This is a genomic window from Oceanobacillus damuensis, from assembly GCF_001618145.1.
Taxonomy (GTDB): Bacteria; Bacillota; Bacilli; order Bacillales; family Amphibacillaceae; genus Oceanobacillus; species Oceanobacillus damuensis.
In genome coordinates this window covers 66,571-79,316 of the sequence record NZ_LQNF01000021.1, presented here as the reverse complement: position 1 = coordinate 79,316, position 12,746 = coordinate 66,571, and the positions used below count along the sequence as shown (strand labels likewise).

Below are 12,746 nucleotides of genomic sequence, written 5' to 3'. Positions count from 1 at the left end.
TGAGCCGTTACCTCACCAACTAGCTAATGCGCCGCGGGCCCATCTGTAAGTGACAGCCAAAAGCCGCCTTTCATCTTTCTGTCAGGAGACAAAAAGTATTATTCGGTATTAGCTCACGTTTCCGCGAGTTATCCCAATCTTACAGGCAGGTTGCCCACGTGTTACTCACCCGTCCGCCGCTCGTTCCACTCTTCTTCACCCCGAAGGGTTCAGTTAAGCTTCCCGCGCTCGACTTGCATGTATTAGGCACGCCGCCAGCGTTCGTCCTGAGCCAAGATCAAACTCTCCATAAAAGTGTTTGAATTAGCTTAGTCAGAAGACTAGCTTCTGTTTGTTGCTTATTTGAAGAAAACAATGTTTTCTTCCTTAACATACTGGTTGTTTTGTTCAGTTTTCAAAGAGCAAATTTGTAAGTCGCATTCTCAAGCGGCGACTTCTCTAATATAACATAACCGCTTATATAATGTCAACGATTATTTTGAGTTTTTTTCGTCGCATTCCGTTGTGGAATTTGGCAACGGATATAACTTTACCATGGTTATTTATTAAAGTCAACTATAACTTTACACAGAGTTTTCAATCCCTTTACAAAGCAATCCAGAAAGTATACGACGCTTGGGCTCAATCACAATTCCGTTCATTATATGCAGTTCAACTTCGGGCTGTTACACATCTTTATTAACCACATATTTTCTTTGAAAAACACCTGCCCCTTTTGTTTCCTCCAGAATTGGAAAGATAATGCTCTTCTCCACAAGATAGGAAAGAAGCGCACTTAAGTCAAAGGTATACGGTTGAACAGCAGGCATACTTTTAATGTCTGCATAGGACCAAGGATCATATTTTGTTTTCATAAGTTCCAGCAGATGATTTGCACCGGTCTTTGCTCTGTTGTTGATTACAAAATCCATGGCAATAATCATCAATTCAATCCTTTTTTTGATATCTTCATTGCCTTCAATAAATACCTCATATAACTTATACACTTCCAAATCAATATTTTTTACCTGGCTCCACACGGTTACCTCCGGATAATAGCCCTTTTCAATTACCGAAAGTCTTGCCAGATAATGTAGTGACAATAAAATTTTACTATGGGCATCCTTTGTATCTCCTGCTTCATAAAGTGCTTTCGCTTCACTATAGCGTTTTATAAGCTTGCTGAATTCGATTGCTTTTCTCAAATCCCTTTTTTCCACAGGGAAATCTCGAAGGTGTTCCTTCAATCTGCTGATGTATTCATTACGATCAAAGACTGTCTTCCCATAAATAATCCACTCCACCGCTCTTCGATATCCGCTTGTATCAATCCATTCCATCAGGATATCCTCTTTAACGATATGTAATGCTGCTGTTTTTTCAGCAACCTCATAATGTTTTACATACCAGCTTTGCTCTTGGTCTTTAACTATTATAAGCAGAATGACATCAAAACCGTCAGTAATTGGGCTGTCATACTGTGTTTTTTCTATAATTAATATACCCATTGTATTTAAATTGCTTGCATGTTCTTGATATATAGGTCTCAGGAGATTTTCCATCATCTATTTCCTCCATTCTTTCATCTATTATAATAGTTCGTTACATTCGAATGAAATCCTTTTTCAAATTAAAAAAATAGTAATTATATGCTATACTACAACTGTATATGAAGGGGGAACAACATGGCACAACAATTGGTTTATTCAAGTAAAATAAATAAAATAAGATCCTTTGCCCTGATTCTTGTTTTCGGTGGAATTCTATTGATGTACGCTGGTATATTAACGAAAAATATTGAATGGTTAATGGTATTGTTCTTTTTACTAGGGGTGCTCATGGTGGTTTTAAGCTGTGCAGTATATGTATGGATAGGTACCTTGTCGCTGAAAGCCGTACCAGTTGTTTGTCCGAGCTGTGAGAAACCTACGAAAATGCTTGGGCGGGTGGACGCTTGCATGCACTGTAAACAACCATTAACAATGGACAGAAATCTGGAAGGCAAAGAATTTGATGAAAAATACAATACCCGAAAATATGCAAAATCCAATAAAGACAATTAGAAAACTTGGTTGTCACCAAGCCTTTCGGTGACAGCCTTAGTTGCACTTATGCAGGTTGGTAAGTTTATACTTTCCTGCCTGCCAAAAACAACTAACTTTTAAATCCGTCGTGTTTCGGCGGGTTTTTTTAAAGAATAAAATAGAATATGTTTTGGCAGCAATTAATTCTTGCACTTAAACAGCCACCTCAGACCCGAGAATTAAAACAGCTGCCTATGCTCTAATCTGTCAAGAAAGGAAAGAATTGAATGGATTCACTGCTGCATTTTAATTTTATTAAAGAGGATAAAAAGGAAAATCCTTTACTTTTTAAAAATCCAATCAAAGTACTCTCAGCATCTACAATAGAAGAAGTAATTCCGCTATTGAAAGAGGTGGAAGAGGAAACAAGTAAGGGTAACTATGCTGCTGGTTATGTTTCCTATGAGGCGGCACCGGCTTTTGATCAGAACTTTAAAGTAAACGAAAACCCCGATATGCCACTTCTTTGGTTCGGGATATATGAGGCACCTGAAAAGACAACTATTAAGAGCTTTCGGGATTTCCGCTTGTCTGAGTGGAAAGCCGAAACAAACATAATCGATTACAATGATAGCATTCAGCAAATTAAAAACGCTATCGAGAAGGGCATTACATATCAAGTCAATTATACAATACGACTGCTGTCACAATTTGATGGGGATTCAATCGCATTCTATAATCAAATGGTCAACGCGCAGGCCGCTAACTACAGTGCATATTTAAATATTGGTGACTATACGGTAATTTCAGCTTCACCAGAGTTATTTTTTCATTTGAGAAAAGATGGGGTCATTACAACGAAGCCAATGAAAGGAACGGTTGGCCGTGGGAAAAATGCACAAGAAGATGACGATAATTCGAGATGGCTTTATCAATCTGAGAAGAATCGCGCAGAAAATGTGATGATCGTTGATTTATTGCGTAATGATCTTGGTATGGTAGCAATCGAGGGAAGTGTAAAGGTTCCGAGTTTATATTCCATTGAAGAATATCCGACAGTCTATCAGATGACTTCTACCGTAACGGCTGAGATTTCCGATGACAAAACAATATCAGATATCTTTAAGGCCATATTTCCTTGTGGTTCCATTACAGGGGCCCCAAAGATCAGCACAATGAATATTATTAATGATCTTGAAAGCAGTCCGAGGAATGTTTACTGCGGTGCGATTGGTTATATTACACCTGAAAAGGAAGCGATTTTTAATGTGCCGATCCGGACTGTGATGATCGACAATGAAAAGGGCACTGCTCAATATGGTGTGGGCGGCGGTATTACCTGGGACTCCACTGAAAAGGAAGAATATAACGAAGTACTGACAAAAGCGAAAGTATTGGATGTGAAACCGACTGATTTTCAGTTATTGGAATCACTTGGCCTTGAGGAAGGACACTATATTGTACTTGAGAACCATCTTAAAAGAATGCAAAGCTCAGCCGAGTTTTTTGGCTATCGATTGGATATGACAGCTGTCAGAACCAGCTTGAATGACTTTGCATCCCAGCATAAGGAAGGAAAGTGGAAAGTAAGATTACTTTCAGATAGAAATGGTGAACATTATATAGAAGGAAAAGAAATAAAACCATTCACAGAACCTGTCCGTGCAGAACTGGCAAGTGAACCAATTTCTAAAGATAATGTATTTCTTCATCATAAGACGACAAACCGAGGGGTATATGAAAATTTCATGCAGCAATCTGGGGTTTATGACGTGCTGTTATGGAATGAGGAGCTGGAAATCACCGAATTCACGACAGGTAATATTGTAGTTGAAATAAACGATAAATTATATACACCGCCATTACGGTCCGGTTTACTTCCAGGTACATACCGAGAGGATTTACTTGATAAGAATATATTAACTGAAAAGACACTGCGCATAGACGATCTAGCAGAAGCTTCAAAAATCTGGCTTATCAACAGCGTCAGAAAATGGGTTGCAGTAGAGTTAAGAACAAAAGCGGAGGTGACTGTTTAGAAACGCATGCATAAGCAAGGGACTGGAAAGCGCATGGTTTTCGCGCTTGGAATGTCCCTTGCTTATGACAAGAGTTTCTAGGAACCGGAGCTGGACGTGGCTGTTTATGAATAAGAGTTAATTGCTGCCAAAAATTTATTATTCTTATTTTTTAAAATAACCCAACCAAAAAACCAAATGCTTAAACGAGCATTTGGTTTTTCTATTCGTTAGTGCTTTTGTGTTTGCAGGTTTTGGCATTCATCACATTTACCATATACTTCAAGACGGTGATGACTTACATCAAATCCTGTTACCTGTTCTGCGAGTGATTCCACTTCGTCCAAGGATGGATAATGAAAATCAACGATCTTGCCGCATGCCTCACAGATGATATGATAATGATCAGAGGTATTACAGTCGAAGCGGCTCGATGAATCACCATATGTCAGCTCCCGAACAAGCCCAATTTCCTTAAGAACGCGCAGGTTATTATAGACTGTTGCGACACTCATATTTGGAAATTTACCTTCCAGCGCTTTATAAATTTCATCTGCCGTTGGATGGACCATCGCATTAAGCAGGTATTCAAGAACTGCATGACGTTGTGGTGTGATGCGGACGCCTGATTCTTTTAATGTATCAATTGCTTCCCGTAATCGTGCTTCAGACACCGTCAACCACCTCTCTTTCAATAATTTATTCCATTTAATAACATTATTAGATTATAATCTTTATAATTAGTGTACCTGCTCCAATAGCCTTCTGTCAATAATAGTATATTATTCAATATCATTTTAATTACCAGTATTACCAGTTATTAAACATCTACTTTCAATGTTAACTCTTCCCCGCCCAATTTTTTATTGACATACCTGGCTGCAACAAACAAGAAGTCGGACAGACGGTTCAAATAAGATAGCACAAGACTGTTTTCAAGTTCATCCTCCAACCCAACCGCCATGCGTTCGGCACGCCTTACAACCGTTCTTGCAGTATGCAGCGCACTTGAAGCGCTATGACCTGACGGAAGTATAAAGTTTTTGAGGGGTTCAAGTTCCTTATCCCACTCATCGATCTGCTTTTCCATTTGATCTATATGCTTTTGCTTCAGCTTCCAGCTAACTTCCTTATCCTTTGGGGTAGACAATTCTGAACCCACATGAAAAAGAATGGTCTGAACCTTGTGCATTTGGTCAGCGAACGCCTTTTTTCCATCCCAGTCTTCACCATCAAGCAAACTCAATGCCAAACCAATTGCAGAATTAGCTTCATCACAAGTACCGTATGCTTCCACACGCAAATGATTTTTCGGTACACGTTTTCCATAAACGAGAGACGTTAACCCTTTATCGCCTGAGCGAGTGTATATTCGCATCTTAATACCCCCTGGATAAGTTTATTTTGTTGATGAAAGCATTATTCCCTTTATTATATATTTCAAGGTTGCTTATAAAGATTTCCATTGCCCGGGATACATAATGCGGCGAAAGTCCGGAAATATGTGGGGTAATCGTTATCTTCTCTTCCTTCCAGAAAGGATGCCCCTCTGGTAATGGCTCTTCTTCAAAAACATCAAGGATCGCGTGAGAAATTTCTCCGGTTTGGATTGCTTTTCCGATTGTTTCACTGGTGACGGCATCCCCACGTCCCATATTCAAAAAGACACCGTGATCAGGCATCGATTTAAAATGTTCCTCGGTATAAAAGCCCTTCGTTTCGGGTGTGCTCGGAAGTACCGAGACGAGAAAATCTGCCCGTGGCAGCACTTGTTTTATTTCATGGTTCCTATAGTTTTCGTCAAAGTAATCTACTTTATTACCACTTCTTGATATACCGATCGTCTTAATCCGGAAAGCCTTGGCAAGACGTGCCACTTCTTGTCCGATTGCACCTGTACCTGCAATAACAATCGTTTTTTCAGTAATCTCATTTATTCTTATCGATTTATCCCACTTCTGTTCATTTTCGCTTTGCATAAAAAGCTTCTCCTGGCGATACACCTGGAGCAGCATTGATATAGCATATTCAGCCATCTGTATCTTATGTATGCCACGGACATTAGTAACAACAATATCTTTTTCCTCAAGCATTTGGAATGGTAATTCATCAACTCCAGCCGATAACACCATGATCCATTTCAGTCGATCGGCTTTACGTATTAATTCTTCGGTAATATCACTCCCATACGTTACAAAAACCTCTGCTTTGGACAAGTGTTCCCACTTTTCGTCCTTGCTATCAGAAAATACAAACTCTTCATCCGGGAATTTACCCTTTAGATTTTCCTGATGTTTACTTGAAATTTTGGCAGAAAATAATATCATCGTCATCCCATCCCCTTGTTTGTCTTTCTTATATAGTAAACGTTTTCTTAATTACTGAAAAGAAAAACAGCCCTGGATCGGACTGTTTAAAGGTTTTCCTTGATAAATTGCAAGGCCTCTTCCACATGGCCATCAACTTTTACTTTACGGTATTCCTTTTGGAGTATACCTTCTTTATCAAGAATGAATGTGGAACGCTCAATACCATAATATTCTTTTCCGAAATTCTTTTTCAGTTTCCATACACCGAAGTCCTCTGCAACCTGATGCTCCTCATCTGCCAAAAGTAGAAACGGCAGATCATGCTTATCAATAAATTTTTGATGACTTTCCACCGGGTCAGGACTTATTCCGATGATGACTGCATCCAGTTCAGCAAAGCTATCGTGCTGATCACGGAAATCACAAGCCTCTGTTGTACAGCCCGGGGTCATATCTTTCGGGTAAAAATACAAGACAACATGCTTTCCTTTAAAATCTGACAAACTTACCTCCTCACCAGAATGACTCGGTAATGTAAAATCTTTTACTTGTTTTCCAACTTCCACTGTCATAATAATATCCCTCCATAAATAGACCTGAAATCACTATATCATATTGACGTTACAGTTTCATTCCTGCCTGCTTCTTTCCCCGATTTGAACGATTTTCAATACAAAAGCAACTGGCAAAACATATCCGATTAGCGCTTCTGTCAAAGCAATAAATCTGCCGATCCCAATTGGGGTGATATCTCCATATCCGATTGTCAGCAATGTGACCCCACTGAAATAGACAGAATGAATTATCGAACCTAAAATACTAACCTGCCGCAGCTCACCATTCTCCACAAGAACGATTCCCTGAAAGGACAATATAAAATAAATCATTCCATAGCCAAACATGACAATGATATAAATGATTAATAAAGCAACAAATATCTCCGTGGAAAAGTGGCTCTCCCGCATTCCAAACGTAATGTTTATTTGTTTACTCCGTACAAAATCATACAGACTCTTACCGACTACAAAACAGACTGCAAGAAATAAAATCCATGGAACAACCATCTCATGACCCCTTTTTGAAAATCTTTATATCATATATGTATGCAAAATAATTACAGGCTTGTCTTCTAATATATGGCTTGCGGCTCTGCAATAAACAACATACATGTATTACCACCCCTTTTTTGGTATATTAGTTAATGTGTAAGGGAGGAAAATTATTAATGAATTTTACAAAGTCAGAAGAACTCCATAAAGAAGCATTGGAACATATTGTTGGTGGTGTCAATTCACCATCCCGTGCATTCAAAGGTGTTGGCGGTGGTTCACCAGTATATATGGAACGAGGACAAGGTCCGTATTTTTGGGATGTTGATGGAAATAAATATATTGATTATCTGGCAGCATATGGTCCGATCATCACAGGCCATGCCCACCCACATATTGCAAAAGCCATTGCACATGCGGCAACTACAGGAGTGCTATATGGCACACCAACAAGACTGGAAAACCAATTTGCCAAAATGTTAAAAGAGGCTATTCCTTCACTTGAAAAGGTTCGCTTCAATAATTCTGGTACGGAAGCAGTAATGACAACGATCCGAGTGGCCCGTGCCTATACTGGCAGAACAAAAGTCATCAAGTTCGCAGGATGCTATCATGGACACTTTGATGCAGTGTTGGTCCAAGCCGGCTCAGGTCCTTCCACACTTGGCACACCCGATTCAGCAGGCGTGCCGAAGTCAACTGCAGAAGACATCATTACGGTACCGTTTAATGATCTGGAAGCGTATAAAGAAGCTCTCGCTAAATGGGGAGATCAGATTGCAGCTGTATTAGTGGAACCTATAGTAGGAAACTTTGGTATCGTGGAGCCACATGAAGGATTTCTTCAAGCAGTAAACGACTTGACCCATGAAGCAGGTGCCCTCGTGATTTATGATGAAGTAATCACTGCCTTCCGTTTTACATACGGCAGTGCCCAGCAATTGTATGGTGTTGAACCTGATATGACTGCAATGGGTAAAATCATCGGTGGCGGGTTGCCGATTGGTGCTTACGGTGGACGACAAGACATTATGGAACAGGTTGCGCCGCTCGGACCTGCATATCAAGCTGGAACAATGGCTGGAAACCCGGCATCCATGGCGTCAGGAATTGCCTGTCTGGAAGTATTGAAACAAGATGGTGTCTACGAAAAACTGGATATGCTTGGTGAGCGATTGGAAAACGGCATTCTTAAAAAGGCACAGGAATTCGATGTTGCAATTACCGTCAACCGATTGCGTGGTGCACTTACGGTGTATTTTGGCGAAGAAAAGATCACAAATTATGCACAGGCTGAAGCAACGGACGGCGAAGCTTTTGGACGCTTCTTTAAATTAATGCTTGAACAGGGTATTAATCTTGCACCTTCGAAATATGAAGCCTGGTTCCTTACAACAGAGCATCGTGAATCAGATATCGATGAAACTGTTGATGCGGTGGGAAATGCGTTTAAGGTGATGAAAGGTTAGAAAACATGGTGCCAGGCACTAGTGCAGGAAGGAAAGTTGTTGTATTCACTTCTTTCTGCAAATGAAAAAAATGGACTCTTCCATGATGGAGAGTCCATTTTTTTGTTTGCTCTTTTCTTAAATTTTGGAGCGTTTAGGGGCGGGATTGTTAAGAGTCGGACGAATGAAAACGGCTGGTAAGATAATCGCATGGAATAAGAGACTAAGAGAATTTTATGATAAAAAACGTGAAGAAGGCAAACCTTTTAGATTAGCTTATTGCATGTGGGAATAATCTCTTACACGAGATTTACGTCAGACTAAAAAGCTGAACTGCTTTCCAGGATATAGCATAAGAACTATAACGGTCCCCATAAAAAAGTGAACATAACAATAGTATTGCTATCAATCGCCCATATATGTTTCAAAAGAAGTTTTGGGTGATAAGGTGGTCTTCCACGTCCTGGATAGTATTTTTATTATTAATTACTTTTATTGAAAACAACTTTAAATATTTCTTAAAAATGAGGAAAGAATAAAGGCGTCATATTGTTGAAAGCAATTTTCACGTATAAATCATTACTTTTTTAGAAATAGTCACTGAAAGGCGGTCTTAGATACCATGGGTAAAGAAAAAGTTAAACTATGGACAAGCCAATATTCAATTATTGTATTACTGTCTTTAGTTATGTTCGCTTCTTTTTATATGATAACTGCAGGTTTCCCCATTTTTGTAACAAACCTTAGTGATAATCCTGCGCTTGCTGGAATCATGACAACGACCTTAATGACGTCATCGTTGATTACCCGCTTCTTTGCGAGTGTCATTATCCAAAAAGTTAACAGGAAATTACTCCTCATTATCTCTCTCCTTTACTTTTTGGGCACAATCGGTCTTACATTTATAAATCAGTCAATCGGGTTTTTAATATTCATCAGAGCTCTGCAAGGTATTGGTTTTAGTATGCTTACGATATTAGTCTTTACGATATCAAGTAATATTGTTCCTAAATCTCGCTTAGGTGAAGGGATTGTTTTCTTCGCAATGTCCACAAGCGTGGGAACGACACTTGGGCCGCTAATCGCTATTTCCTACCTTGCAAATTACTCATTCGAATCGCTGATGATGCTGACTTTGGTCCTGATGTCTTTTTCCCTGCTGTGCAGTTTTTTCACAAAAAATACGGTTAAACAAGAAAAGGAAAGTCCACAGGAAACAGATAATGAACCTTTCTATAAGTACATGTTCGATAGACGTGTTCTTCTTCCATGTATTTTAGTATCGTTGAATTATATGACTATTGCAGGAACTGTAAACTTTGTGGGGGCATTTGGTGAGGAAATCAATCTCGGCGGAAGCATTTCACAGTTTTTTATCGCCCAAGGGATTGCCATGGTATTGATTCGTATGGTCTCAGGCAAGATTTTTGATCGATTCGGTCACAGAATTCTTATTATTCCTGCTGCTGTCTCAGGGGCTGTAGGCTTAATCTTATTAGGCTTCTCCACCAGCATGTGGATGGTTCTCGTTTCAGGAGTATTATTCGGAATTGCTTTTGCCATTATCCATCCAATTGGCCAAGCATGGGCGTTAACACTTGTTCCACCCGAGAAAAAGGCAACAGCCAATTCGATGCTGCTAATTTTTATTGATTCAGGATTGGCCATTGGATCAATCGGGCTTGGATTCTTAGCAAAATTTGTCGGCTACGGCATGACCTTTAGTCTTTCTGCTGCATTGATGATTATTATTTTGTTGTTGTATTTAATCGGGAGCAGGAAAGTGGAACCATTTGAAGCAAATAAGGAAAAACAACCCTGAAAGGTTCACAAAATTTCTTATTGGAAGAACCCCAAAATAAGAAGCTTTATCTTACTTTCGGATATTACAATAATAGATACTCTATTCGTTGCTTCAAAACTGTAATTTATATTTTTGGGAGTGAGCATTATGTTATTATCGGATGCTGCAAAGGGTTATGAGGCAGATAAGAGAATTGAGGGTTTTTCTGCATAAACATTAATATAGGCTTCAAACAAACATTTTGGAAATATCAAGATAAATCTCTGTAAAGAAAAAAACCTTTGAGTTCATGACTTCAAAGGTTTTGCTAACTCGATATATATTTAATAAGACTTTGTATATTAGTTTATACTTGTTCTTGTTTTTATCGTAGAAGTTATGATTTTTGAAAGTATTTTTAATGCTAGAACACACATTGGGGTAGTAAATGGTATCAAAGTCAATGCATAAACTGGAGCGTATTTAAACATAGCTACAATAATTGTTACATGTTCTGATAAACTACTAGTAGAATTAAAATAGGAATAAACACCATTACCAATGGAAGCGGAAATAAATATGACTACAAAACCAGCCATTGCTGAATATAACCAAACCTGTTTTTTAGACATTTCCTTTTTGGATAATCGATGACCAAACCACATGAACAAAAATACAGTAGGTAGTATAGAAATGCTAACGGCCCAGAAATATATCTCGAAATCAAAATTAAGGATTGCGCTAATAATTCCTCCATAAAAACCAAAGACTAGAATTTCAAGGATAGCACAGCTCAGAAGGTTGATTATTGGTCCAAAAATAAGTCCAATCGTTATTCCTTTTTGACTTTCCATAAATTCACCCTTACATTACTTGCTTTTATCATAACAAAAAAGAGGCAGAAAACATTTAAAAATATCTGCCGAACACTCTTCAACAATCATCTGTCCCTTTAATACAAGAAGCGACTTTTCTTCTTAAACAATCGCACCAGTTACTTCAATAACCTATTAAAGTTGAACATTCTCAAAGTGTTCAACTGTTGGAAATGGGTCATAGAAATGATGTAGTTGTTTTTTCCATTCTTGATACTCTTTCGATTGTCTAAACCCATCTGTATGGTCTTCTAATGTTTCCCACTTCACCAATAATAAATATTTCCCATTAACCTCCATACATCGTTGTAATTCGTGAGATATGTAACCTCTCATTGAAGATATAATTTTTGATGCTTCTCGAAATGCTTCCTCATATTCCTCTTCCATACCTTGCTTAACTTGCAACATAACTGCTTCCAAAATCATTTAATCTCCCCCTTTTTGAAAGTATATCATTTTACAAATTTTACTTATATTGCTTATTAAACTAAACTGCCCCTTTAATAAATTCAACAAGAAAGAGTGCTTATCCTTCTTTAAGAAAAGCACCATTCAGTTGAAGAAGAAAAGAGACGCTTGTTCAACAATCGCGCCCTATTGGGGAAAATCAAAATCTATTAAAATATGTCAAATCCTGTGCCCGTCTGTCACCCATTAAGAGGTAGGAACAGACAGGACAGGCAAATAGACACTTAGTATCTTTTGTGAATGGGGATAATTTGCCCTCTAATTTCCCCATCAGGATTTTGTTCGGTATGAGCGTTTACATACGTTAATTTTTTTCGCATCAGTATTAGTAAGTCATTGACATTTCTTACACCTGCGTCATTAGAAACGATGTCCTTATCTGTAATAACTCCCGTAACTACTCCTCGGCGAGTTGTTATCCCATTTTGATCTTCTAAAGTTGCTAGATCAGCCCCAAAAAGGAAGGCGAGAACAGGTCCATTTTCACCGCGGGCTCCAAAGTGAATATGCGCTTGAATGAAATTTCTAATATTGTTGACTTCTAGCTCAAATTCAATTTTTGTACAATCCTTATTAGCGAGAAATTTAGCTACTCCAAAAGCATCCGTCTTTACTGGAGGTACTTCGTTTATCCCTCTTAACTTAGCGATAAATTTCTCCATAAATTTCACCTCCTTAATATAAGTTATGTTAATCGAAATAACTTTGTATAGGTAAGAGGATTAAGGGCTAAAAAAGGCAAATGATAGAGGTTATAAAATTCAAGTAACAGTGGTTTTATTTTTATCTT

Annotated in this window: 13 protein-coding genes, 1 rRNA gene and 1 pseudogene; 5 read left to right on the top strand and 10 right to left on the bottom strand. The window is 38.5% G+C overall.

From position 1 onward, the window contains the following. A 16S ribosomal RNA gene (locus tag A4245_RS13530) occupies positions 1 to 293 on the bottom strand; the annotation flags it as partial. Positions 294 to 665: 372 nt separating this feature from the next. Next, positions 666 to 1,541, bottom strand: coding sequence for a nucleotidyltransferase-like protein (locus A4245_RS13525; RefSeq protein ID WP_067728803.1), 876 nt, complete (start codon positions 1,539 to 1,541; stop codon positions 666 to 668). Positions 1,542 to 1,664: 123 nt separating this feature from the next. Here A4245_RS13525 and A4245_RS13520 point away from each other — a divergent pair, with 123 nt between their 5' ends. Both A4245_RS13520 and pabB read left to right on the top strand, forming a co-directional pair. Then, a complete protein-coding gene (locus A4245_RS13520) occupies positions 1,665 to 2,042 on the top strand; it encodes a YgzB family protein (RefSeq protein ID WP_067728798.1) in 378 nt (125 codons plus the stop codon). A gap of 248 nt (positions 2,043 to 2,290) precedes the next feature. Then, entirely contained in the window at positions 2,291 to 4,042 is a 1,752-nt protein-coding gene (gene pabB, locus A4245_RS13515; protein ID WP_067728796.1) for an aminodeoxychorismate synthase component I, read from the top strand. A 209-nt stretch (positions 4,043 to 4,251) separates the two neighbouring features. Here the strand turns inward: pabB and perR are convergent, their stop codons facing one another. The 5 genes from perR to A4245_RS13490 all read right to left on the bottom strand — a co-directional run bounded on the left by perR (position 4,252) and on the right by A4245_RS13490 (position 7,394). Further along, a complete protein-coding gene (perR, locus tag A4245_RS13510) occupies positions 4,252 to 4,695 on the bottom strand; it encodes a peroxide-responsive transcriptional repressor PerR (RefSeq protein ID WP_067728794.1) in 444 nt (147 codons plus the stop codon). A gap of 146 nt (positions 4,696 to 4,841) precedes the next feature. Further along, a complete protein-coding gene (locus A4245_RS13505; RefSeq protein ID WP_067728792.1) occupies positions 4,842 to 5,399 on the bottom strand; it encodes a cob(I)yrinic acid a,c-diamide adenosyltransferase in 558 nt (185 codons plus the stop codon). 1 nt (position 5,400) lies between these two features. Continuing rightward, entirely contained in the window at positions 5,401 to 6,354 is a 954-nt protein-coding gene (locus A4245_RS13500; protein ID WP_067728790.1) for a D-2-hydroxyacid dehydrogenase, read from the bottom strand. Positions 6,355 to 6,434: 80 nt separating this feature from the next. Then, positions 6,435 to 6,902, bottom strand: a complete 468-nt coding sequence (bcp, locus tag A4245_RS13495; RefSeq protein ID WP_067728788.1) for a thioredoxin-dependent thiol peroxidase — start codon at positions 6,900 to 6,902, stop codon at positions 6,435 to 6,437. Between the two features lie 57 nt (positions 6,903 to 6,959). Beyond that, positions 6,960 to 7,394 (bottom strand): potassium channel family protein, encoded by a 435-nt coding sequence (locus A4245_RS13490; RefSeq protein ID WP_067728786.1) that lies wholly within the window; start codon positions 7,392 to 7,394, stop codon positions 6,960 to 6,962. 161 nt (positions 7,395 to 7,555) lie between these two features. Here A4245_RS13490 and A4245_RS13485 point away from each other — a divergent pair, with 161 nt between their 5' ends. The 3 genes and pseudogenes from A4245_RS13485 (at position 7,556) to A4245_RS13480 (ending at position 10,649) form a co-directional block, all read left to right on the top strand. After that, positions 7,556 to 8,848, top strand: a complete 1,293-nt coding sequence (locus tag A4245_RS13485) for a glutamate-1-semialdehyde 2,1-aminomutase (protein ID WP_067728784.1) — start codon at positions 7,556 to 7,558, stop codon at positions 8,846 to 8,848. Between the two features lie 184 nt (positions 8,849 to 9,032). Next, positions 9,033 to 9,159: pseudogene (locus A4245_RS21020) on the top strand (IS110 family transposase); the annotation flags it as partial. Positions 9,160 to 9,449: 290 nt separating this feature from the next. Continuing rightward, positions 9,450 to 10,649 carry an MFS transporter gene (locus tag A4245_RS13480; RefSeq protein WP_067728782.1) on the top strand — a complete coding sequence of 400 codons (1,200 nt, stop codon included), beginning with the start codon at positions 9,450 to 9,452 and terminating at the stop codon, positions 10,647 to 10,649. A gap of 323 nt (positions 10,650 to 10,972) precedes the next feature. Here A4245_RS13480 and A4245_RS13475 read toward each other — a convergent pair whose 3' ends face one another. From A4245_RS13475 to A4245_RS13465, 3 genes are all read right to left on the bottom strand, one after another. Beyond that, complete coding sequence (locus A4245_RS13475) at positions 10,973 to 11,464, bottom strand: hypothetical protein (protein WP_067728781.1); 492 nt, start codon at positions 11,462 to 11,464, stop codon at positions 10,973 to 10,975. A gap of 156 nt (positions 11,465 to 11,620) precedes the next feature. Continuing rightward, positions 11,621 to 11,914: an antibiotic biosynthesis monooxygenase family protein gene (locus A4245_RS13470; RefSeq protein WP_067728780.1), complete on the bottom strand. Its 294-nt coding sequence runs from the start codon at positions 11,912 to 11,914 to the stop codon at positions 11,621 to 11,623. A gap of 266 nt (positions 11,915 to 12,180) precedes the next feature. Continuing rightward, positions 12,181 to 12,618: a CHRD domain-containing protein gene (locus A4245_RS13465; RefSeq protein ID WP_067728778.1), complete on the bottom strand. Its 438-nt coding sequence runs from the start codon at positions 12,616 to 12,618 to the stop codon at positions 12,181 to 12,183. Positions 12,619 to 12,746 lie beyond the last annotated feature (128 nt).